19 protein-coding genes are annotated in these 22,437 nt (G+C 46.0%); 11 read left to right on the top strand and 8 right to left on the bottom strand.

The annotated features are described in order from the left end of the window. Positions 1 to 33: 33 nt before the first annotated feature. Both FXO21_RS03720 and FXO21_RS03725 read right to left on the bottom strand, forming a co-directional pair. Positions 34 to 1,101, bottom strand: a complete 1,068-nt coding sequence (locus tag FXO21_RS03720; RefSeq protein WP_149638831.1) for a sensor histidine kinase — start codon at positions 1,099 to 1,101, stop codon at positions 34 to 36. Between the two features lie 105 nt (positions 1,102 to 1,206). Further along, the gene (locus FXO21_RS03725; protein ID WP_149638832.1) at positions 1,207 to 1,851 is read right to left on the bottom strand and encodes a histidine phosphatase family protein; all 645 of its coding nucleotides are present in this window, start codon (positions 1,849 to 1,851) and stop codon (positions 1,207 to 1,209) included. Between the two features lie 85 nt (positions 1,852 to 1,936). Between FXO21_RS03725 and FXO21_RS03730 the strand changes: the two genes are divergently transcribed. The 8 genes from FXO21_RS03730 to FXO21_RS03765 all read left to right on the top strand — a co-directional run bounded on the left by FXO21_RS03730 (position 1,937) and on the right by FXO21_RS03765 (position 13,139). Then, entirely contained in the window at positions 1,937 to 2,362 is a 426-nt protein-coding gene (locus tag FXO21_RS03730; RefSeq protein WP_149638833.1) for a hotdog fold thioesterase, read from the top strand. A gap of 51 nt (positions 2,363 to 2,413) precedes the next feature. After that, a complete protein-coding gene (locus tag FXO21_RS03735) occupies positions 2,414 to 3,664 on the top strand; it encodes a chorismate-binding protein (RefSeq protein WP_149638834.1) in 1,251 nt (416 codons plus the stop codon). 147 nt (positions 3,665 to 3,811) lie between these two features. Next, positions 3,812 to 4,909, top strand: a complete 1,098-nt coding sequence (locus tag FXO21_RS03740) for an efflux RND transporter periplasmic adaptor subunit (protein WP_149638835.1) — start codon at positions 3,812 to 3,814, stop codon at positions 4,907 to 4,909. A gap of 34 nt (positions 4,910 to 4,943) precedes the next feature. Beyond that, positions 4,944 to 8,033 (top strand): efflux RND transporter permease subunit, encoded by a 3,090-nt coding sequence (locus tag FXO21_RS03745; protein ID WP_149638836.1) that lies wholly within the window; start codon positions 4,944 to 4,946, stop codon positions 8,031 to 8,033. Between the two features lie 48 nt (positions 8,034 to 8,081). Further along, on the top strand, positions 8,082 to 9,413 hold the full coding sequence (locus FXO21_RS03750) for a TolC family protein (protein WP_149638837.1): 1,332 nt from the start codon (positions 8,082 to 8,084) through the stop codon (positions 9,411 to 9,413). Positions 9,414 to 9,623: 210 nt separating this feature from the next. Then, the gene (locus FXO21_RS03755; RefSeq protein WP_149638838.1) at positions 9,624 to 12,029 is read left to right on the top strand and encodes an outer membrane beta-barrel family protein; all 2,406 of its coding nucleotides are present in this window, start codon (positions 9,624 to 9,626) and stop codon (positions 12,027 to 12,029) included. 49 nt (positions 12,030 to 12,078) lie between these two features. Then, positions 12,079 to 12,918 carry a CvfB family protein gene (locus FXO21_RS03760; protein WP_149638839.1) on the top strand — a complete coding sequence of 280 codons (840 nt, stop codon included), beginning with the start codon at positions 12,079 to 12,081 and terminating at the stop codon, positions 12,916 to 12,918. Positions 12,919 to 12,953: 35 nt separating this feature from the next. Then, the gene (locus FXO21_RS03765; protein ID WP_149638840.1) at positions 12,954 to 13,139 is read left to right on the top strand and encodes a hypothetical protein; all 186 of its coding nucleotides are present in this window, start codon (positions 12,954 to 12,956) and stop codon (positions 13,137 to 13,139) included. Positions 13,140 to 13,222: 83 nt separating this feature from the next. On the opposite strand, the gene FXO21_RS03770 is transcribed toward FXO21_RS03765, so the two are convergent. The 6 genes from FXO21_RS03770 to FXO21_RS03795 all read right to left on the bottom strand — a co-directional run bounded on the left by FXO21_RS03770 (position 13,223) and on the right by FXO21_RS03795 (position 20,462). Continuing rightward, a complete protein-coding gene (locus tag FXO21_RS03770) occupies positions 13,223 to 14,206 on the bottom strand; it encodes an ISAon1 family transposase (RefSeq protein WP_225865555.1) in 984 nt (327 codons plus the stop codon). Continuing rightward, positions 14,190 to 14,549 carry an ISAon1 family transposase N-terminal region protein gene (locus FXO21_RS03775; RefSeq protein WP_149638820.1) on the bottom strand — a complete coding sequence of 120 codons (360 nt, stop codon included), beginning with the start codon at positions 14,547 to 14,549 and terminating at the stop codon, positions 14,190 to 14,192. Before FXO21_RS03775 ends, FXO21_RS03770 begins: the two co-directional genes overlap by 17 nt. Before the next feature lie 55 nt (positions 14,550 to 14,604). Further along, positions 14,605 to 15,582 (bottom strand): ISAon1 family transposase, encoded by a 978-nt coding sequence (locus FXO21_RS03780; RefSeq protein ID WP_225865558.1) that lies wholly within the window; start codon positions 15,580 to 15,582, stop codon positions 14,605 to 14,607. Next, positions 15,560 to 15,859 carry an ISAon1 family transposase N-terminal region protein gene (locus FXO21_RS03785; protein WP_225865559.1) on the bottom strand — a complete coding sequence of 100 codons (300 nt, stop codon included), beginning with the start codon at positions 15,857 to 15,859 and terminating at the stop codon, positions 15,560 to 15,562. The genes FXO21_RS03780 and FXO21_RS03785 overlap by 23 nt, the downstream gene beginning before the upstream one ends. Before the next feature lie 236 nt (positions 15,860 to 16,095). Continuing rightward, the gene (locus FXO21_RS03790; protein WP_149638842.1) at positions 16,096 to 17,412 is read right to left on the bottom strand and encodes an amidohydrolase family protein; all 1,317 of its coding nucleotides are present in this window, start codon (positions 17,410 to 17,412) and stop codon (positions 16,096 to 16,098) included. A gap of 20 nt (positions 17,413 to 17,432) precedes the next feature. Next, on the bottom strand, positions 17,433 to 20,462 hold the full coding sequence (locus tag FXO21_RS03795) for an amidohydrolase family protein (RefSeq protein ID WP_149638843.1): 3,030 nt from the start codon (positions 20,460 to 20,462) through the stop codon (positions 17,433 to 17,435). Between the two features lie 172 nt (positions 20,463 to 20,634). On the opposite strand from FXO21_RS03795, the gene FXO21_RS03800 reads away from it, so the two are divergent. The 3 genes from FXO21_RS03800 to FXO21_RS03810 all read left to right on the top strand — a co-directional run bounded on the left by FXO21_RS03800 (position 20,635) and on the right by FXO21_RS03810 (position 22,390). Further along, positions 20,635 to 20,931 carry a hypothetical protein gene (locus FXO21_RS03800; RefSeq protein WP_149638844.1) on the top strand — a complete coding sequence of 99 codons (297 nt, stop codon included), beginning with the start codon at positions 20,635 to 20,637 and terminating at the stop codon, positions 20,929 to 20,931. Positions 20,932 to 21,001: 70 nt separating this feature from the next. Then, the gene (locus FXO21_RS03805; RefSeq protein WP_149638845.1) at positions 21,002 to 21,640 is read left to right on the top strand and encodes a SatD family protein; all 639 of its coding nucleotides are present in this window, start codon (positions 21,002 to 21,004) and stop codon (positions 21,638 to 21,640) included. Between the two features lie 3 nt (positions 21,641 to 21,643). Next, entirely contained in the window at positions 21,644 to 22,390 is a 747-nt protein-coding gene (locus tag FXO21_RS03810; RefSeq protein WP_225865560.1) for a DUF3307 domain-containing protein, read from the top strand. Positions 22,391 to 22,437: the final 47 nt, after the last annotated feature.

The raw sequence follows: 22,437 nt of genomic DNA on the forward strand, positions 1-22,437 counted from the left end.
TTCAGCCCGGAAATAAAAATAAATTACAATGAATTAATTGCCTGCTCCCGACTCCTGCCCCGCCATCAAAACCCCTTCCGAAAGCATGGGGATTTTCACTTCCGAGCACACTATATTTTCACTTTGCTGATAAATTCTGAAAGTAGCACCCTTTCCATACAGGATTGAGAGCCGCTCAGCTGTATTTTTTAAGCCAACTCCTCCTGACTCCGTAGTACCAAGGTTTCCGGAATTGATAATATGTATGACAAGCAATTCGTTGGCAATTTCCGCTTTTACATCGATAAATCCACCACCCATTACTTTGGAAACACCATGTTTGATGCCATTTTCCACCAAAGTCTGCAGCATCATGGGCGGTACCTGCCAGTAAATGGTTTGCGGATCGGCGGTGATGCTGTACCTGAGCCGGTCTTCGTAACGCACCTTTTCGAGTTCAAGATAATCTTCCACAGTTCTCAATTCTTCCTGCAAGTCGACAGTTTTCCTTCTGTCCGCCAGCAGTGAATTCCTCAAAATATTCGAAAGCTGAGTGATGCTAACCTGTGCTTTTGCCGGATCTTCAAATACCAGTGCCCGGATGCTATTCAATGCATTGAAGGTAAAATGAGGGTTAAGCTGAGACCTTAAAACCTTCGCCTCTGCTTCCCGCATTGACATTTTCAGCATAATCTTCTCGTAACCTGCGAGCCTGGTTTGTTCAACATAATGGTAAACGGTATAAGACAATATCCAGGCGAGCAGATTCTTGCACCAGTTGGTATAGTAACTCCAGAATACGAGCGGCTGGTTTAGCAGATTATCTTCCAGCATTTCCCGGTCCATGGGCTGATTGATCATCGCCATGATCAGCCCAAGCCAAAGAACCGAACCGATTACCCGAAGCGCCAGCCTGGGAAGTGGCAACGAAGACCAGTTCCATTTTCGGATTACCAGCCTGTAAACGTGGGTTAACACGATCCCCAGCAAGATATTGGCAAGTGCTGTGTAAAATTCCCCTATCTTAAAACCATATTCCAGCACATAGGGGACGTACTCGAACATAATTAGTAATGTCCAGCCCAGAATCTGAAGAGTCCAATAGGTACGTTTTTTGGACATGGAATTTTGCTGAGTTGATTGGTTCCGAAAATTACAAATGTATTTACACGGAATTATCCTTTCCGCACAAATACATCAAAGGAAACGAATCTACACAAGCGGCTTTTACAAGGTTTGCGGGATTTCGAGAGAAAGCAGGTGGGTGATGTCGTTTGACACTTCGAGCTCGAATTTTTGAAGATCGTATGAGTAATTGATTTTGTAGAGACAAAGATTGCTGTGCTCGTAATCATCCATCTTAACCAGCGGCTGCCTGAAAAGTGTAGTCAGCAGCACTCGCATGGCCCGCCCGTGCATTGCAATGAGAATATTTCTCTCGTGCGGGCGCGAAAGGATGGTTTCTATTACTGGAATCTGTCTTTCCCTCACTTCAACCGGGCTCTCTCCTTCTTCGGCTGCAAGTTCAGTCTGCCCGTTGCGCCAGGCAGTGACGAGTTCGCGATAATAATTGTTGTCGCCGGTATTAGGCTCCCGTCCCTCTCGTGCTCCCCAGGAAATTTCGTTAAGCCCTGAGTAACTTTCATGCGGGATGCCAAGCTTGATGAACCCGCGAACTGTTTGGTGTGTTCGCCTTAGATCAGAGGTATATATTTTATCAAAAGGTACATGTTGATAAGCATTGAAAAACGCAGCGGCCTGAGCTTCGCCCCATTCGTTAAGCGAGGAATCAACTCCACTGCCCTGAACAACTCCCCTGCGATTGAAATCCGTTTCACCGTGGCGAATCAGATAGATAGATTTTCTTTTCAACGTAATAGGATTATTTAAATATTAATTTTGCAAATACCTTGTTTTTACACTGCAAAGCACTAACAAATTTATACATTTTTTAGATATGTTCGCTAAAACAGCTTCAATCGGACAACTTAAATCGCTAAGTAAGAACACAATCGCCGATCACCTTGGAATTGAATTCACCGAAATCGGCACAGACTACGTTAAAGCGAAAATGCCCGTGGACAAGCGAACCCACCAGCCATTCGGCATTTTGCATGGCGGAGCGTCGGTCGTACTGGCTGAAACTTTGGGCAGTATTGCGTCCTACCTGTCCCTGCCTGACTCCGACGAGCGACATGCGGTGGGGCTCGAAATCAATGCAAATCATTTGCGGCCGGTCAAAGAAGGTTTTGTTTACGGAACTGTCAGCCCAATTCATCTTGGCAGAACAACGCATATCTGGGATATCCGGATTACCAATGACCTTGACAAACTCGTATGTATCAGCAGGCTCACAGTAGCTATTGTGAATGCAAACCGCTGACATTAATTTGCATAACAATAAACCTAACACGATTTATAGTTATTATCATAAATGCTCTCATTAGAAACCAGCACCTCACTATCAGTATTTGAAGGTTTGCAGATTCAGCAGATTTGGAGCGCGGCCAAACAACTCGGTTTCCCTTCCGCGCTCTGGCGGCTTCCTCATACCAGCGAAATCAAACTGCTCATTTCACTTCGTGAGCAGATCACCAGATGTCAGCCGGAACTTGAAAAACTTTCTCCGGGCTTTATTGTCAGCACTTTTCATTGGAAGGACAACGAGGACGTACTTTTTCTTGAAGGCGATATCATTCTGACATTCAGTACAGATTCACAACTTAAAGAAGTAATTAATACCGTTGGCGAAGAACACACGGAAGTAAGAAGACTCGTTGAGCTAGCCGAGAAAACCGGTACGGAAAAACCAGAAGTGAGCTCCGAAGGGAATTCGCTTGTCCTTACCGACCCTGGGAATATCGATGCCAAACTCAGATTCCAGCGGACAGTCGAGCTTGCTGTTTCGGCGATCCGGCAGAATCAGTTCAAGAAAGTAGTCTTGTCAAGAACCAAAGATCTACAGTTTTCGGAGGATTTTCAGCCGGCAAAGGCGTTTTGCCAACTTTCCAAATTGTACCCCCACGCATTTGTCTCGCTGGTCAACCTGCCGGAGCTGAATGAAATGTGGCTTGGCGCAAGTCCGGAGCTGCTGATCGGGCAGAATGCCCAGGGTATTTTCAAAACCATGTCGTTAGCAGGTACACAAAGTGCCTTGACGGCCTCAGGCGAACTGATCCCCCGATATGATATTCGCTGGGGAGAAAAAGAGATTGAGGAGCATGCGCTGGTGAGCCGCTACATTGTTGAATGTTTTAAAAAAATCAGACTGCGGGAATATACCGAAACCGGCCCCAAAACAGTTCTCGCCGGAAACTTGTACCACCTCAGAACTGACTTCGAAGTTGATACAGCTTCTGTTAACTTTCCCGAGCTTGGCTCTGTCATGTTGAAATTGCTGCATCCCACTTCGGCGGTTTGCGGTGTACCCAAGGAGCCCAGCCTTCAATTTTTACTAAATATCGAGGGTTATGACCGCTCATTTTACAGCGGCTTTGTCGGGCCTGCTCAGATCGGCGAGTCTACAAGTTTATATGTAAACCTGCGCACAGTTCGGTTCAAAGATGGTAAGGCCACTTTTTTTGCCGGGGCGGGTATTACGGAAGATTCTATTCCGGAAGAAGAATGGGAGGAAACCGAGCTTAAATGTGATACACTGCTGAAAGTGATAGAAAAAAGTTTATAAAAAATATTTTTAATAATTAAACTTTCATAATATAAAAAAGTCTAATCGGTTTGAGATTTAATATATAATTTTGAAAGTGCTCCCAAAGCATATCATATACAGATCCGCATAATTCCTAAACCATCAAGTCCGGATTTTTACCAAATTATGAATTCTAACAAAAAGTCTGAGCTCTCAGGCAGCTTTCGAATCAATCCCTTCTCTCTATTAACTGTTACGGGTACACTTATCCTGCTGCTTTCCTGCAGCGAAAAAAAAGATACGTTTCAGCAGAAAGGCGGCGGCGGACCTGTTACGGTCGATGTCATCATCGCAAAATCAGAAAAAATCAGTGATAAGGTGGAAGTGAACGGAACTGTGGTAGCGAATGAATTTGCCGAACTGCGCCCGGAGGTCAGCGGCCTGCTTACATTTCTTGATGTTCCCGAAGGTAAGGTAGTTCAAAAAGGAACAGTCATAGCCAGGATTAATAATGCGGACCTGGTAGCCCAGCTAGACAAAATTAAGATCCAGCTGCAGCTTGCAGAAACCACTGAGAAGCGACTGAAACAACTGGTCGCCATCAACGGTATCAACCAGGCAGATTACGATCTCGCTGCTAATCAGGTCAATACCTTTAAGGCGGATATGGTTTACACCCAGGCCCTGATCGACAAAACCATTGTACGCGCACCCTTTACCGGTGTAATCGGTTTGCGTAAAGTAAGTGCCGGCTCCTATGTATCCCCTACCAGCATTATTGCAACCATGCAGCAGCTCTCTAATATGCGCATTGACTTTACTGTTCCAGAAACCTATCAGAAATATGTAACCAGAGGCCAGAACGTCGAAGTTTTGCTCGATCAGAATAGTAAAAACCTTACCACTGCCCGCATTATCGCCACCGAACCGCAGGTAAATCAAACTACCCGGAACATCACCGTGCGGGCCGTTCTTAACTCGGGCGACACAAGTCCTGGCTCCTTCGCCAAGGTATATTTGAAGACTAATTCCAATAAAAGCAGCATCCTGATTCCCACCAATAGTATTATTCCGGAAGCTCAGGGTAAAAAGGCCGTTACCGTAAAAGGTGGGAAGGCTGTTTTTGTGACCGTAGAAACCGGCGATCGCCTTGCAGATGTTGTGGAGGTCACCAGCGGGTTAAATGTTGGCGACACGGTGGTTGTTTCGGGCGTTTTGTTCGCCCGTCCCGATGCTCCTGTGAAAGTGAGAAGCGTAAGAAACCTGAAAGTTACAGCCAGGTAGCGGTTACATTGACTATTCATCCGAACCCCACTTTATGAATATCTCGGAATTATCCTTAAAACGACCCGTTCTTGCGGTTGTCATGAACCTGCTGATCATCCTTTTTGGGATAGTGGGTTACAATTTTCTTTCCCTGCGCGACTATCCCGCCATTGATCCTCCTATCGTCAATGTCAGGACGAGCTACACCGGCGCAAACGCTGATATCATAGAAAGCCAGATTACCGAGCCGCTCGAAAAGAGCATTAATGGTATTCCCGGGATCAAAAGTATCAGTTCTTCCAGTCAGATCGGGTCCAGTAACATTACGGTCGAATTTAACCTCGAGGCTGATCTCGAAGGCGCTGCAAACGATGTCCGTGACAAGGTAAGCCAGGCCCAGCGCAACCTGCCCCAGGATATTGATGCCCCGCCGGTGGTTAGCAAAGCCGATGCGAACAGCGACTTTATATTGTTGCTGGCAGTGCAAAGCCCGTCGAAGGGATTACTGGAATTGAGCGATTATGCGGAGAACGTACTCCAACAAAGCTTGCAAACCATTGACGGAGTAAGTGCTATCAATATTTTCGGGCAAAAAAGAACAGCCATGCGTATCTGGTTAAATCCGGATAAAATGAGCGCGTATAATATTTCTTTCAATGACATTTCCGCGACGCTTGCTTCAGAAAACGTAGAACTTCCTGCGGGGAAAATTTACGGGAACAATACCGAACTGACAATCCGCACAATGGGCCGGCTTACCAGCGAAAAAGATTTTACCGACCTTGTAATCAGGAATGACAGTTCTGGACTTGTCAGACTGGGCAATGTTGCGAAAGTAGAAATCGGCCCGGAAAACGAGGAGCAGAGCTGGAAATACAATGGTGTATATGCAGTCGGACTGGCGGTTATTCCGCAACCCGGAGCCAATTACGTCCAGATTTCCGACGAGTTCAACAAACGGCTTGCCGAAATTCAAAAATCCAATAAATCGGACATTACATTCAGTGTCCTGATCGACAATACACGGTTGGTGCGCCAGTCTATCGAAGAAGTGGAAGAAACGCTTTTCATCGCGTTTGCACTGGTAGTAATTGTAATTCTTTTCTTCTTCCGCAATTTCCTCGTCGCCGTACGGCCTTTGATCGATATTCCGATATCCCTGGTAGCGACATTTTTCGTCATGTACCTGTTTGGCTTTTCGATCAATATCCTGACCCTACTGGGCATTGTACTGGCAACCGGGCTCGTAGTGGATGATGGTATCGTAGTTACTGAAAATATTTTCCGAAAGCTGGAAAGCGGGCTTCCAATCAGGCAGGCTGCATTGGAAGGGAGCCGTGAGATTTTCTTCGCGGTTATTTCTACGTCCCTCACACTCGCAGTGGTATTCCTCCCCGTGATATTTCTGGAAGGTTTTGTTGGAAGCCTTTTCCGGGAATTCGGTATCGTAGTAGCCTCGGCAGTATTGATTTCCGCATTCGTATCCCTGACAATAACACCGGTACTTAACGTATTTCTGAATAGAAAAGACTCGGGTCACGGTTGGTTTTACAACAAAACAGAACCGTTTTTCGAAGGAATGGAAAATGGCTACAACCGCAGCCTGAAAGGATTCATGAAAGTGAGATGGATGGCCTGGGTTCTTGTAGCAATTTGCGGGGTAATGATCTGGTTCACGTATTCCAACCTCCAAAGTGAGCTCGCACCGATGGAAGACCGGAATAGCATTCGCTTCAATCTCTCCTCGCCTGAGGGGACAAGTTTCGACCAGATGCAGCAGATATCGGATGAGCTGGGCAACTTCCTGAACGATTCTATTCCCGAAAAATCATTTACATTCTCTGCAACACCAGGTTTCGGCGGCGGAGGTATGAACAGTGCTACCGGCCGTCTAGGGTTGGTTCCGTCGGGAGAGCGGGTAAAAAGCCAGAATGAAATAGCCCAGGAAATTAACAAGAAGCTTTCGAGGTTCAATGACGCGCGGATCTTTGCTACCCAGGAACAGACTATTTCAGTAGGTATTGGTTCGAGAGGCTCATTACCAGTACAATTCGTGCTTCAAAACCTTGATTTTGAGAAGCTATATGACATTTTGCCGAAATTCCTGGAAGAGGCAAGACAAGATCCTACATTTCAGAACGTCGATGTGAACCTTAAATTCAATAAGCCTGAAATCAGATTAACCATTGACCGGCTAAAAGCGCGTGACCTTGGCCTTTCCACAACCGATGTTGCAGCAACCATTCAATCTGCATTCAGTGGCAGGCGTTTGGCGTATTTCATTATGAACGGGCAGCAATACCAGGTGATCGGGCAGGTTGAAAAATCGGAAAGGGACAGACCGGCAGACATTTCAAAACTGTATGTAAGAAACAACCGGGGAGAAAATATTCCCCTGACGGCTGTGGTGAAAATGCAGGAAGAAAGCGGCCCGCCAACCATTTATCACTACAATCGTTACAAAAGCGCGACTGTATCAGCTTCGTTGGTAGAGGGGAAAACGATCGGAGATGGCGTGGCTGCTATGCGAAGGATTGGAAACAAATTGCTGGACGAATCTTTTCAGACGTCGTTGATCGGGCCTTCCCGCGATTTCGAAGAAAGTTCGTCCAATACCAGTTTCGCTTTTGGGCTGGCGCTATTGCTGGTTTATCTGGTGTTAGCTGGCCAGTTCGAGAGCTTTACCGATCCGTTTATTATTATGATCACGGTTCCGCTTGCACTTGCTGGTGCGTTGCTCAGCCTCTATTTGTTCGGACTCACAATCAATATTTTCTCTCAGATCGGTATGATCATGCTTATCGGCCTGGTCACGAAAAACGGTATCCTGATCGTAGAGTTTGCAAACCAGAAACGGGAACAGGGAATGGAAAGAATGGCTGCCGCGGTAGAATCAGCTACGCAGCGTTTGCGCCCGATATTAATGACCAGCCTTGCCACTGCATTCGGTGCTTTACCGATCGCATTGAGCCTGGGTGCGGCTGCTACGAGTCGTATTCCTTTGGGAGTCGTAATTGTGGGTGGATTAATGTTCTCGCTGATTCTGACGCTATTTGTGATACCGGCTGTCTATACATTCATCTCACCCAAAAAACACAAAAAGACGGAAGAAGAAAAAATGGCTGAAGAGCTGGCAGTCTAGCTCTTTCCCATCTTATCCATTTTTTAATATAATCCACATTGTTTTTGCATGAACCCGCTCACCATTTTTAAGAACAAAAGGTACCTTCTGATTTATTTCCTGTTATGCGGGAGCAATGCATTTTGTTACCAGGTAACTGACACGCTATCACTTACTCTGGATGCTGCAATCGCTACTGCATTGAAAAATAGTTATGAGATTGAGATTGCAAAAAACAATGTCGAAGTAAATACCGTACTGAATAATTACGGAGTTGCAGGCGGGCTGCCGGTAGTCGCTGCAAACGCTTCGAATACCGAACAAATTACCGAGGTAAACCAGAAATTGAACAACGGTACTGAAATCAACCGCAGCGCGGCTGCCGGTAACAATACCCAGGCCAGTCTGTCGGTCGGTTTGCTGCTTTACAATGGCAAAAGGGTGGTTTCCACCAAAAAACGCCTGGCCGAACTGCAGTATCAGAGCCAGGAACTGCTCAACTCGCAAATCCAGAATACCATTGCCCTGGTCATGACAAGCTATTTCGATGTGGTGCGTCAGCTTAGCTATCTGAATACCCTGCGTGCCTCCATTCAGGCTTCTGAAAAGCGGCTGGAAATTTTGAAGGTAAGAAAAGAGGCGGGTATGGCAAATAATGCGGATATTTTCCAGGCGCAGATCGACCTAAATACGCTCAACCAAACTTTGCTGGATCAGCAGATGATTGCCCAGGTTGCTAAGACAGAGTTACTGCGGATATTAACTTTGGATACAAAATCCGCGGTCACGATCAGCGACACCATTACGGTCGACCAGCATTTAAATCTGGATACTATCCTTGATCGCCTCTCGCAAAATGCCGACCTGAAAGCGGCCGATCACCAGATCCGCATCAATGAGCTGATCGTGCGGGAAACCGCTGCCCTGCGCTACCCCACTGTGCGTCTAAATACAGCCTACAACTATTCCCGCAATCAGACTGCCGCGGGCTTCACACTTCTAAACCGCTCACTCGGACCAAATGCCGGGATCACACTATCTGTCCCAATATACAATGGCTCCTCTTTTAAAAGACAAAAACAGGCTGCGGAGATCAATACTTCAACCGCGAAAATCCAGAAAAACGTTCTGGTAAGAGACTATAACGCAGGTATTGTCAAAATGTACCAAACTTACCTGAGCTCACTTCAGCAACTCGAAAATCAAAAACAAAACTACGCGCTCAGCAAGCAGCTGCTCGACCTTACTTTGCAGCGCTTCGAGCTGATCCAGGCTACTATTATTGATGTAAGAGAAGCGCAAAGAAGTTTCGAAGACGCGGGCTACCGCCTGATCAATCTGAATTACGCGGCCAAAGCAGCAGAAATAGAGCTGAAAAGGCTGAGCAATACTTTGCAATAACGATATTTATTGAGGTTAAAAATAAAAGCCCCACATTCAGCGCACCTGAATGTGGGGCCTTAACTTTCTGTGGCATAGCTTTTTACTAATAAATTTCGACAGGACTAAAATTACTGTTAAACCTCCGCACGATTTTCTCGTCTAAACTACTTGCCACCTTCAACTTACTGTGCGGCAGCATACACTTGCTGTCACAAAAACTTAAACGTCATGCAAAATTTGTTGCTTTCATTGCTCCTTTTAACGCTTTTCGCAAATGTTGTGCTTGCGCAGGAAGAGCCTGCTGCATTTACCATTTCCGGGAAACTGGCAGACTCGGACAAGCGACCTGTACCTTTTGCGAACGTTGCCCTCTACGGTTCCAGGGACTCAACATTGATAGGTGGCAGCACTTCTGACGAAAACGGCGTTTTCACTATTCCCGCCGATCCGGGGAATTACTTCATCAAAATCACATTTCTTGCGATGCGTGAGAAATTTGTTCAAAATATAAATGTGGCCGGCAAAAATGTAGATGTTGGTCTCATCTCCATGGTTTCCGATGCTCAAAATTTAGAAGAATTGGTTGTGACAGGCGAAAGAAGCCAGATGGAACTACAATTGGACAAACGCGTTTTCAATGTTGGAAAAGACCTGAGTAACATCGGCAGCAATGCTTCCGATATCCTCAATAACATGCCGTCGGTCACGGTGGATGTGGAAGGAAATGTGGCATTACGGGGTAGCCAAAACGTGAGGATCCTGATCGACGGAAAACAATCCGGAATGGTAGGGTTAAATCCCGCAGAGGCGTTACGGCAAATCCCGGGTGACCTGATAGAAAGCATCGAGATCATTACAAATCCATCGTCACGTTACGATGCAGAAGGCGAAGTCGGCATCCTGAACATCGTGATGAAGAAAAATATAAGGTACGGGCTCAACGGATCTTTTACCGGCAATGCCGGCTACCCTTCCAATTTCGGCGCCTCTTTTAATCTTAATTACCGTCGCAAAAAAGTAAATTTTATAGCCAACTACGGTTTGATGTACCGGGAAGGCCCCGGACGCGGGAATTCCCGCCAGGCTTACAATAGCGCGGACACCAGTTTTGTTTACGAATCGAATACCAATCGCACGAGGTCGGGATATTCCAATAATGTGATGGTAGGTCTGGATTATTTTATCAATAACTATAACACGCTTACTACCACACTCTCCTACCGCAATTCTCAGAACGACAACAGGTCTGCGCTTCAATACCGCGATTACGATCTCAATAATATACTCACCAGTACTGTTGTGCGGGAGGAAAGAGAAACCGAGCCGCGGAATAATATGGAGGCTGCATTGAGCTACAAAAAGACATTCGAACGAAAAGGGCAAAGCCTTACCTTCGATGCGAAGTATATTCTGAGTGATGAAACGGAAGCTGCGAAATACAATGAGTTTTCGGACAGTGATGCCGCCCGCATTGTCCAGAGGTCATTTAATACCGAAGATGAGCGGAATTTTCTGGCCCAGCTGGATTACATTCATCCGCTCGGAAAAGAAGGAAAGATCGAGGTAGGTTTAAAGAGCTCCATCCGCCAGCTCGACAACGATTTTTCAGTACACCAGCAGAACGAAGAAATGAACTGGATTATCCTGCCTGATTTCGATAACAGGCTGGCCTACGATGAAAGGATTCACGCCGGCTACGCCATGGCGAGCAGCCAGTTCGGAAAAGTGTTTGTGCAGGCAGGTTTGCGCGGAGAGTATACCGACATCCTGACAGAACTTAAAAAAACAGCCGTAACCAATCACAGGCAGTACTTTAACCTTTTCCCCAGCCTGCACCTGTCCTACAAATTGAAAGAGGCACAGACATTGCAGTTGAGTTACAGTTACAGGCTTAGCCGTCCAAGCTTCCGGGACTTACTGCCTTTTTCCAATTTCAGCGATTCGAGGGTTTTTCGCGCCGGTAACCCGCTTCTTAATCCCGAGTTCACGCATTCTTTCGAAGCAGGCCATTTGCTGAATATGGAAAAAGGAACGCTGCTGTCGAGCGTGTACTATCGTCACCGGCTGGGCGTAGTTGAGAATATCACATCAGTAGATTCCACAGGATTTACTACAATTACGCCTATAAACTTGTCCACGGGAGACTCTTACGGCTTCGAATTCAACCTCACATACGATCCAGCGCCCTGGTGGAAGCTGACTGCCAATGCAAATGTGTTCCGTGCGATGAATCAGGGATTCTATAACGATAGATTATACGAAAGCGACACCTATTCGTGGACCAGCCGCCTTTCATCCCGGCTAACCCTTTTCAAATCCGTCGACTTTCAGAGTTCTTTCAACTACCGTGCGCCCCGGCGCACAACGCAGGGAAGAGATCTGTCCGTATATTTCATCGACCTCGGACTTTCGAAAGACATTTTAAAAGGACGTGGAACGATCACAGCGAGCGTCCGCGACTTGCTAAATTCTAACAAACGTCGCAGCATAGTCGAAAGCGCCGGTTATTACTCAAGATCAGAATTCCAATGGCGGCCCCGCCAGTTTTTGCTTACAGTATCTTACAGACTCAACAGATCAAAAGAAAGGCCAAGTCTGGACAAACAAAGCGACGGTGGTGGTGATGAGGAATGATAGTCCTGCCGAAAACATTACCTTTGCGGTTTACAACTGAACAATCACAATGCTTTTTATCGGAAAATATAATCACCTTACCATTGAAAGAGTGACCAGCGTCGGCATGTTTCTCAGCGATGTGGAAGGTGAAGAAGTGCTGCTACCCAATCAATACCTGACAGACGAAATGCAGGTCGGAGACGAGATCAGGGTATTTGTTTACCTCGATTCGGAAGACCGCCCGGTGGCCACTACCCAAACTCCAAAAATCATTCGCAACGAATTCGCTTTTTTAGAAGTGAAGGATGTTTCGGAATATGGTGCTTTTTTGGATTGGGGTTTGATTAAAGATCTTTTCGTGCCGTTCCGGGAGCAGACTACGCCAATGGAAATCGGCGAGTGGCATGTTGTGTTTCTGTATCTGGACCAGAAAAGTTCGAGATTACTGGCTTCGACGAAAATCGATAAGTTCCTGGACAATGAACGTTTGACAGTTAAGGAAGGTGATGAAGTCGACTTGCTGATTTTTCAAAAAACAGATCTGGGCTTTAACGCAATCGTGAACCAATATCACAAGGGTCTTATTTACGGAAATGAGGTTTTTCGCAATCTGAAAGTAGGAGACAGCTTGAAAGGCTATGTCAAAAAGATCCGGCCGGAGAACAAGCTGGATATCAGCCTGCAAAAAAGCACCACAGAAACCATCGAACCAGCAGGAAAACAGATTCTGGAACTCGTTCAAAAAGGCGGAGGTTACCTGAACCTGTCGGACAGCAGTTCCCCCGAGGATATTTACAAACAGTTAGAGATCAGCAAGAAAGTATTCAAAAAGGCAATCGGCGGCCTCTACAAACAAGGTCTGATCCGAATTGCAGAGGACGGCATATATCTGGTTAGCGCAGATTGATTTGATTTTGTATTTTTGATTAAAACAGAAAAGTCATGCATACCATCGAAATTGAGATTACTGATAAGAAAGCGATGAAGCTTTTGATGGATATGGAAGAAATGCATTTAATCAAAGTGATTAACAAAAAGCTCAATATTTCGTCATTGAGAAGCAAGATCAAAGCGCCGATGATATTATTATTGATACAACTGTCGATATCCGTCAGTTGTATAGACTAAAATTGCCAGATGCTATTATACCAGCAACAGCGCTAGCTGGCAACTTTAGTGGCTCAAGACCAAAACTTGTGGAGCAACTTGGATTAAGCATATAATTGAGTAAGGCGATACAGGAAGAACTCAACGTTTCTTACCCCTCTGAACTGTGCTCTGAACGCTTTGATTTTCGCGTTGAAGGATTCGGCAGATGCGTTAGTGCTGCGGTTATCAAAGTAATTAACGATTGTCTTATAGTGGTTTTCAATCGAGCGGGCTACGGTATTGAATGACTTGAAGCCAGATTGCCGGACCTTTTCATGCCATTTGGCTAATCTGGTCAACCCATATATTTTTTCCGTTGTAGTCGTGAAGATGTTACTGAGCCCTATCGTTAGCTCGTACGCTTTTTTCAAATCGGGGAAGCGTTCAAAAAGAAGCAGGGCGCGTTCTTTTTGGCTGTCTGTCCAGGTATTGGGCTTTTTGTATAGCGCGTACCTGCTTCGAGCCAGTAGCTGTTTAATGGTGTCGCCATTAGATAATATCTCTGGATGATATTCATTCTGAGACATTTTAGCCTGCTCAATAGCATCGCTTTCCTGATCCAGGACTTCCCAGCGATGTTTGATCCGGATATCTTGGAGGGCATCAACTGCGAGTCTTTGAACATGGAAACGGTCAGTCACTCGCACCGCCCGTGGAAAGCATCGCTTGGCAATCAAGGACATACTGCCCGCCATGTCCAGGGTGATTTCTGACACTTTCTTCCGCAGTGGTTCCGGGATTTTGCGAAGTACTTCAATCACTGCTTCTGCCTTAGTTCCAGCCACTATTGCTACAATGCTGCCACGGCCACCTTTGGCAGATTTATTGGTAAGGATTGTATACAATTCGCCGTGCGAAAGACTGGTTTCGTCGATCGATAGATGAGATCCTAGGTTTTCGGGATACAAGAGCCATTTTTTTGCATGACCTCTTTGCTTCCAATCTTTAAATCCACTCTGAAAATCACGATACTGCCGTAGCAAAGCCCTACCATCAACGCCATAGAAACGACCAATGCTCCAAATATCATTAGCCCTCGTATCCACCAATTTCTTTTAAAAAATCCGCGAATTCAATAGTCATTCGCGTGCCTTCTGCTACTTCTGTCCAGTCTCTATGGACAACTTTGCCAGTCTTGGTATTGAGCCACCTACGACGTTTAATATGAAGGAATACCTTGTGGCCCCGAATTGGGAAATCCTGCAGGGTAATGGTGGGGAAATAACCTTTGGAGAGCAAGTCTGCCTTTATTGGATCAGCTTCTGGATAATTTTTCTCTTCCAAATAGACGTGATAACGTTCCTCTGACTTCTCTACATGGGTCAGTAAGTAATTCTCAATTATAAAATCCGGTAAGATTAACTCGATAAGCGGCAGGAAACTCTCCAAAACAAACTGGTTTGATTAAAAAGGATCAAGACCAAATGTTGTGGAGCACCTTGGATTAAGCATATAACTTAGTAAGGCGGTAAAGGAAGAACTCGACGTTTCGAACGCCTCGGAACTGAGCTCTGAACGCTTTGATCTTTGCATTGAATGATTCTGCCGAAGCGTTGGTGCTGCGGTTATCAAAATAATTGACAATGGTCTTGTAATGGCTCTCAATCGAGCGGGCTACTGTATTGAATGCTTTAAATCCGGATTGTCTGACCTTTTCGTGCCACTTGGCAAGCCTGGTCAACCCGTATATCTTTTCAGATGTGTTTGTGAAGATATTACTTAGCTCCAGCGCCAGCTCGTATGCCTTTTTAAGGTCGGGGAAGCGTTCGAAGAGAAGTTGTGCTCTTTCTCGTTGGCTATCAGTCCAGGTACCGGGCTTTTTGTAAAGTGCGTATCTGCTGCGAGCCAGTAGTTGTTTGACGGTATCACCGTTAGCTAATATTTCTGGTTGATACTCTGTCTGAGAAGCCTTTGCCTGCTCAATGGCATCGTTTTCCTGGTCCAACGCATCCCATCGGTGTTTGATGCGGATTTCCTGAAGGGCTTCGACTGCCAATCTTTGTACATGGAAGCGGTCAGTGACGCGCACTGCCCGCGGGAAACAACGCTTGGCGATCATAGTCATGCTACTGGCCATGTCCAGAGTTATTTCTGTAACTTTTTTACGTTGCGATTCAGGGATTTTGCCAATGACCTCAATAACGGTTTCGGCCTTTGTTCCCGCTACGATTGCTACGATACTTCCTTTACCGCCCTTGGCTGCTTTGTTTGTAAGAATAGTATACAGTTCACCCTGAGAGAGGCTCGTTTCATCAATAGAAAGATGTGAACCCAGATTTTCAGGATATAAAAGCCATTTACAGGCATGAGGACGCTGGTTCCAGCTCTGAAAATCACTTAAATGAGTGCGATATTGACGCGAGAGACGTTTACCATTAACCCCATAAAGGCGGGCAATATTACTGGTACTGTGGGGGAACAAATCCGTCAATCTCCTTTAAAAAAAGCGCGAATTCTTTCGTCATTCGCGTACCATCGGCAACCTCTGCCCAATTTCGTTGTTCTATCTTCCCCGTGCGGGTATTAAGCCAGCGGCGACGCTTGACATGCAGGAAAACACGTCTATCACGGATGGGGAAATCCTGGATCGTAATTTCTGGCAGGAAGCCTTTCGATAAGAGAAACTGCTTGGAGCTGTCGGACTCTGAATAATTTTTCTCTTCTACATAAACATGGAGCAAATCCGATGATTTCTCCACTCTGCTTAATTGATAATAAGCCAGGATAAAATCTGGCAATAGATACTCCAACAGGGGCAAGAAACTCTCCAAAACAATTGATTTGATTAAAAATCACAAACCTAGAAAAATCCTATGCGCTCCACAAGTTTTGGCCTTGACCCACTTTAGTCTGCTTGCAGACAATGTCAAAGATTTTCTGCGCGTTCCGGATCTTAAGTATTTGAATCCGGCGAAGATTGTCAGTTAATTCAATATTACTTCTTCCCGTATTTCCCCTTGTACTTCTCGTAAAGGCGTTTTTGCTTGTCGTCCAGATTCACTTTTCCTCCTTTCACGAAAACCATTTCTACCACATTACCACGCATATCCAGGATATCGCCCTGGGAAACGATCAGCGAAGCGTGTTTGCCTTTTTCCAGCGTCCCCACCTCCCTTTCCGCACCAATTATTTCAGCAGCATTTTTGGTGACAAATTGAAGCGCGTCTTCAGGGGAAACGTCAGCAAACCCTGACGATGTTCCGGCCATAAAAGCAAGGTTTCTTGTCCGCCACCATTCGTCCGCGTATGTGATAGCCACTTTTACACCCGCTTTGTGCAGCATCCCGGGAAGTTCATAGGGCAGGTATACATTTTCATCTACGCGCCCCGGTAACCTGTGTGTAGGGTTAAGGACCACGGGAACCTGGTTTTCTTTCAAGAAAGCGGCCACTTTATACGATTCATTGCCGCCTACAATCACTACCCTTTTTATACCAGCCTCCCGCGCAGTTTTCACTGCTTCCACAATATCTTTTGCATAATCCGCACGGATATAAAGATTGGATAGGCCAGCAAAAAGTGGCTTCATTGCAGCCAGGCGGAGATTTACCGTACCAGGTTCATTTATTTCATTATAACTCTTCGCTTCTGAAAACGTGGACTTAATCGGGTCGATCACTTCCTGGCGCTTCTCATTTCTTTTAACTGAAACAGAAAAATCTTCATAATTAAAGCTGCTCGCCAGAAATGGCGGCCAGCTCAGCCAGATACCATCGTCTTTCTTCAAAACCGCATCTTCCCAGTTCCATCCATCGCTGTAAAATGCAGAAGAGGAACCTGATATCACGCCGCCTTGCGGCACTGCCTGGGATACCAGGATCCCATTTCCACGCAGTGTAGGAATCACCTCCGAATCAGTATTATAGGCGACGAGTGCACGAACATGCGGATTGATCTCGCCTACTTCATTAAAATCCAGTGTGGCGCGCACGGAAGCAATTTCCTGCAAACCCACAGTCGTATTCAGTGAGATAATCCCCGGAAAAATATGCTTTCCCTTCGCATCGATCGTCTCCGCATTCGTAACACCCGGATCGGAGCCTGCTGCGCCCAAATAGGTGATCAAACCCTTATCAAAAGCAATCAGACCATTTTGGATCACCTGCCCGTTACCGACGTGGATTGTGGCACCAATAATAATCACCGGACGCGACTGAGGTAGTGCGGGGGCTGGGTTTTGCGCCAAAATTTCCGCCTGCACAAATAGCGAAGCCAGGAATAAAAATGTCTTGGAAAATGGATTACGTATCATTTGAAACAATGTCATAGCTATTATCTGTGTCCTTCGTGCTCGGTGTGCACACCTACTATATCTTCACAATGCCACATTTTTGGCTGCACCGCCTGCGGTTTCTGTGTAGGCTTGCCCTCTGCTTTGTCATTCAGCATTTTCTGGATCAGCTTCTCTCTTTCCAATTGCATTGATTTTTGCTTTTCCTCATCCTTCTTTCTGTCAAAATACACGGCGCCTTCTACCATTGTAAATTCAGGACGGGCGTAAATGGATAGCGGATGCGCGTTCCAGAGTACAAGATCGGCGTCTTTGCCGGCTTTGATACTCCCCATTTTGTTGTCAACGTGAAGCAACTTGGCTGGATTAAGCGTCACCATTTTCCAGGCTTCCTCTTCCGGAACGCCGCCGTATTCAACCGTCTTGGCCGCTTCCTGATTCAATCGGCGGGCCATTTCAGCATCATCGGAATTAATCGCGACAGTTACACCCTGGTGGTACATCAATGCTGCATTGTAAGGAATTGCTTCCTTTACCTCCATTTTGTAAGCCCACCAGTCAGCGAAAGTCGAGCCGCCGATACCTCTTTTCGCCATTCCGTCAGCAAGTTTGTAGCCTTCAAGAATATGGGTGAACGTATTGATCTTGAATTTCAATGAATCAGCCACGTGCATCAGCATATTGATCTCCGACTGTACATAAGAATGGCAGGTGATAAATCGCTGGTTATCTAGGATTTCCGCCAGCGCGTCCAGCTCAATATCTCTTCTCGGTGCATTTGCCGGCACTTTTTTAGATGTGGAATTGAAATTCTTCCAGCTCTTCGCATATTCTTTTGCACGTATAAAATGGTCGAAGTAAACCTGCTCCACGCCCATTCTCGTTTGGGGAAAACGAACTCTCGCGACATCACCCCAGTTGGATTGCTTCACATTTTCACCCAATGCAAACTTGATCGTTTTCACATCCGGTAATACCATTTCAGACTGGCTTGCACCCCACTTTAACTTAATCATCGCACTCTGGCCTCCTATAGAGTTAGCCGAACCGTGCAGCAAATGCGAAGCGGTTACCCCACCCGCAAGCTGGCGGTAGATATTCACGTCATCCGGATTCACTACATCGCTCATTCTCACTTCGGCCGAACTCGTTTGGCCGCCTTCATTGATCGTAAATAGGGCAATATGCGAATGCTCGTCAATAATACCGCTGGTCAAATGTTTGCCGGTACCGTCAATTGTCTTCGCTCCCGAAGGTGCTGCCAGTGACTTTCCAACTTTTGCGATTTTCCCGTTCTGGACAACTACGTCTGCATTTTGAAGAATACCCTCCTGCTCATTCGTCCAGATAGTCGCATTCTTAATCAGTACAGTTTCAGATTTCGGCAGCTCTTCATTTCCAAAACCAACAAATGGATACAGAATTGGGCTGGTTTCTTTTGGTTTGAGAGTAACTGTGTCGGCCGCGGCAATTTGCTGGAACTTTTCAGTCAGTGTAGCATTCCACGGCACTGTTGCACCATTTGGCAAAATACCTTCGCCGGATAATGTGGTCCCGGTAAGCCAGCCAGTGAGCCGCGTCGTGCCAGGTGCTTTCTTGTCAGCCTGGTAATTCAATGTCAGTAATTCATTCGAAAGGATCGCCTTGGGCGTGATTTTGACAGAATCCTGAACGATCACTTTGAATTCCGGCTTATCGGGTGAGCCGGTAATTTGCAGCTTGCCGCCCGGTTGGTTGTTGATCGATAATGTGTAGGTCCCTCGGATATCTGGCGTATTAATGGGTGCTAAAATGAATTTCTTTCCCTGTATCCAGTTCTCGTAAATCACATTGTCTTTTCCAAAAAGATCTCCGGAAGTAATGATAAAATTTGCCAGCAAGCCTTGCTTCAAACTTCCTATCTGGTTTTCCGCTTTGATCAGACTAGCCGGTAGCGTTGTCAGAGCTTCCAGTGCTTTTTCTTTTGGTAAACCATATTCAACTGCGCTTTTGATGTTTTTCCAGAAATCGGCCTTATTCTTCATTCCGGCGGATGTAAATGCAAAAGGTATCTGCGCCTTTGCTACTTCCGAGGCATTTTTGGGTGCCATTTCCCAATGTTTGAGCTGTGCCATACTGATCACATCTGCATCCCAGGGATCGGTTACATCATAAGCTTCCGGAAATTGAAGGGGTAAAATCAGCGTGGCTCTGGTCGCTTTAATTTCATTAATGCGCTGATATTCATCGCCCCCACCTTTGATTATATATTGAACTCCGAATTCATCACCTACCTTATCAGCCCGCATAACACTGTATTTATCTCCGGTTTCGAAGAAAGAAGGCAGGGCTTTGATCTGGTTAAATGCTTCCAACGACAAATTGGCCTCTTTCGCTTTTGAAGTGCGGGCATACCATTCTGCGTCGTAATAATTTTGTCTCAAAAGCGCCACGACACCCATCGTAGAAGAAGGGTATGTCTGGGAGGAAGTACCTTTGCTGAACGAGAAATGCGCAGAAGCTTTTCTGTTCAAAAGTGCCTTGTTGGCAGCCTCGTCGGTTAGCGTTACCAGAGCGCCATTTCCTCTGACGATTCCATCGTGTGAATGGACGAGTACAGTACCGAAGCCAATTTTGCGTAAATCAGCTGCTTTTTTTGTGTCTGGTGTAAATACCATACTGGCATCATTTTCAGCCTGTATTGCCTGGTTCCAGCCGAATGCGCCTTTTTTGTTGGATTCCAGCTGCGGAGTTTGTCTTCCGCCAGCCGGCCGGTCACGCTTTACCTCGGGCATACCATAGTCCGAATCCAGGTCGATCAGCGAAGGATAAATGAATTTGCCCTTCAGGTCCACGACCAAGGTTCCAGCCGGCAGCTTTACCTGCTTTCCAACCTGACTGATCAGTCCGTTTTCGATCAGTAATGTGCCGTTTTCAATAGTTGTTTTGGGATCGACAATGATGGTGGCATTGGTGAATGCATACCGGCCTGGTCTTTCATCGTAGGCCCCGTTTTGCGGGAAAGTTTGCTGCGCCTGACAGCAAATGCTAATAACCAGCCCTGAAAATAAGGTTGATAATCGTTTAAACATACATCGGTTGGTGGTTCTGAATCAATTTGACAATATACAATGAAAATCAGCAAAACGTCTTTCGCTTTCCATAATCCTCAGAAGTTATAATTGCCGCTGCGAATTTTCATGTTGGACATTTTTTTTACATTATTGCGTGCTCTTTTCATGTTTCTTGTAGCATTGTCGAACTATGACTTACACTCAATTTCAAGAATCTCTTACCCTGAAAATCCCGCCAACAGGCATTTCTGAGTTGCTAAAAGCACTTTGGTACGACGCCAAGGGTGATTGGGAGGCAGCTCATGACATTGCTCAGAGCGCAGAAGGTACGCGCGAATATGATCGTTTACATGCCTATCTGCACAGGGTTGAAGGCGACACCTGGAATGCAGGTTATTGGTACAGACGTGCTGGTGCTGAGGTATTTAAAGGATCCTTAGAAGATGAAAGGGAGTATTTGGTCGGGTATTACACTCCGAATACATAAGGTTTTATCCTTATATCAGGCACATATAAGGTAAAAGCCTTATATTTGGCCATTATAAGGTAAAAAGCTTATGGCAACCAAAAGCATTCACGCCGTTTTTACGGCAGATATGGTCAATTCAACCAGCTTTTCACGGGAAGAAGCCTCCCGCTGGTTAGAGGAACTGATACAGAAACTGCGGGATCATAAAGCATTCAAGTGGTTACTGAAACCGGAAATTTACCGCGGAGACAGCTTTCAAGGTGTATTGAAAAATGCAGATGAGGCTGTTCGTGCCGCGATTTTAGCCCGTGCAATCATGCGCGCACATGCACCAAATGCAGATCTGCGCATTGCAATCGGAATCGGACAAACAGAATTATTGACCGAACGTGCGGGAACTTCCGACGGCGAGGCGTTCAGGTTGTCGGGGCGACTGGCTGATAACATCCGCCAGCAAAAAGCCCGCATCGGAATCGCCCTGCCTGTTCCTTCCGAACCCCTGACTGCGACGCTCGGACTGCTGGAAGTATTGATAGAAGGTTGGACAACATCTCAAAGCGAAGTAATTGCCGCGCTCTTAAACGAAAAAACAGTGACACAGATAGCAGAACAACTATCGATCAGCCAGTCAGCCGCCAGTCAGCGGATTGCCGCGGCTAAATGGTGGGCAATTGAAAATTTTCTTAGTACTTTTCCCAGACATTTATCACTATACACAAAACGCTAATTTATGATGACTGAATTTCTGCTGCTGCTGCTCGCCCACGTATTAGTAGATTTTTACTGGCAGCCAACCCGCTGGGTAACAGACAAAAAGAAAAAGTCAGTCAGGTCAAAATACCTTTATTGGCATATTCTGCTGGTAATCGTCGTCTCATACATTACCCTGCACCAATGGGCCAATCCGCTCCCGGCAGTGCTCCTTGGTATTGCGCACGGCATTATTGATATTATCAAGATCTCATTTGACAAGAAAGGATCGTTAGCCTGGTTTATCACCGACCAGATTGCCCATATCCTGACCATCGCAATTGCCGCATTATGGCTGACCGGCAATTTTCAGCCCGGCTTTCAACAGTTTCTAACGTGGCTTGAAACTACTAAAACGCTAGCAACAATAGCGGGTGCATTAACAACACTTTCCCCTGTCTCATTTCTGGTAGGCATCCTCACCCGCCCGTGGCGTGAAGAATTGAGCAAACTCGCGCCGGAAGCCGATGATAATCTAGCCAATGCCGGCCGCTGGATCGGAATGTCGGAACGGTTATTAATTTTTGTTTTTGTGCTGGCTAATCAATTTTCAGCGATCGGATTTTTGATCGCGGCCAAATCCCTGCTTCGGTATAATGACAAGGCCCCGGCACCTGAAACTTCTCCCGCTTATATCAGCAAAAAATCAGAATACGTACTGGTAGGAACGCTGATGAGCTACACTTGTGCGATCGCCATTGCCCTGCTGGTCCGCTTGTTTTACTGAAATTCCAAACACCCAATTAAACTAAATCCCGGATTCATACTCTAACC

This window comes from Dyadobacter sp. UC 10, from assembly GCF_008369915.1.
Taxonomy (GTDB): domain Bacteria; phylum Bacteroidota; class Bacteroidia; order Cytophagales; family Spirosomataceae; genus Dyadobacter.

What these genes read in the sequence shown, in the direction of transcription:
- FXO21_RS03765 (WP_149638840.1), top strand. Translation starts at nt 12,954, where the DNA reads ATGCATACCATCGAAATTGAGATTACTGATAAGAAAGCGATGAAGCTT.
- FXO21_RS03720 (WP_149638831.1), bottom strand. Translation starts at nt 1,101, where the DNA reads ATGTCCAAAAAACGTACCTATTGGACTCTTCAGATTCTGGGCTGGACA.
- FXO21_RS03805 (WP_149638845.1), top strand. Translation starts at nt 21,002, where the DNA reads ATGGCAACCAAAAGCATTCACGCCGTTTTTACGGCAGATATGGTCAAT.
- FXO21_RS03750 (WP_149638837.1), top strand. Translation starts at nt 8,082, where the DNA reads ATGAACCCGCTCACCATTTTTAAGAACAAAAGGTACCTTCTGATTTAT.
- FXO21_RS03790 (WP_149638842.1), bottom strand. Translation starts at nt 17,412, where the DNA reads ATGATACGTAATCCATTTTCCAAGACATTTTTATTCCTGGCTTCGCTA.
- FXO21_RS03755 (WP_149638838.1), top strand. Translation starts at nt 9,624, where the DNA reads ATGCAAAATTTGTTGCTTTCATTGCTCCTTTTAACGCTTTTCGCAAAT.
- FXO21_RS03740 (WP_149638835.1), top strand. Translation starts at nt 3,812, where the DNA reads ATGAATTCTAACAAAAAGTCTGAGCTCTCAGGCAGCTTTCGAATCAAT.
- FXO21_RS03745 (WP_149638836.1), top strand. Translation starts at nt 4,944, where the DNA reads ATGAATATCTCGGAATTATCCTTAAAACGACCCGTTCTTGCGGTTGTC.
- FXO21_RS03810 (WP_225865560.1), top strand. Translation starts at nt 21,644, where the DNA reads ATGATGACTGAATTTCTGCTGCTGCTGCTCGCCCACGTATTAGTAGAT.
- FXO21_RS03760 (WP_149638839.1), top strand. Translation starts at nt 12,079, where the DNA reads ATGCTTTTTATCGGAAAATATAATCACCTTACCATTGAAAGAGTGACC.
- FXO21_RS03800 (WP_149638844.1), top strand. Translation starts at nt 20,635, where the DNA reads ATGACTTACACTCAATTTCAAGAATCTCTTACCCTGAAAATCCCGCCA.
- FXO21_RS03730 (WP_149638833.1), top strand. Translation starts at nt 1,937, where the DNA reads ATGTTCGCTAAAACAGCTTCAATCGGACAACTTAAATCGCTAAGTAAG.
- FXO21_RS03795 (WP_149638843.1), bottom strand. Translation starts at nt 20,462, where the DNA reads ATGTTTAAACGATTATCAACCTTATTTTCAGGGCTGGTTATTAGCATT.
- FXO21_RS03735 (WP_149638834.1), top strand. Translation starts at nt 2,414, where the DNA reads ATGCTCTCATTAGAAACCAGCACCTCACTATCAGTATTTGAAGGTTTG.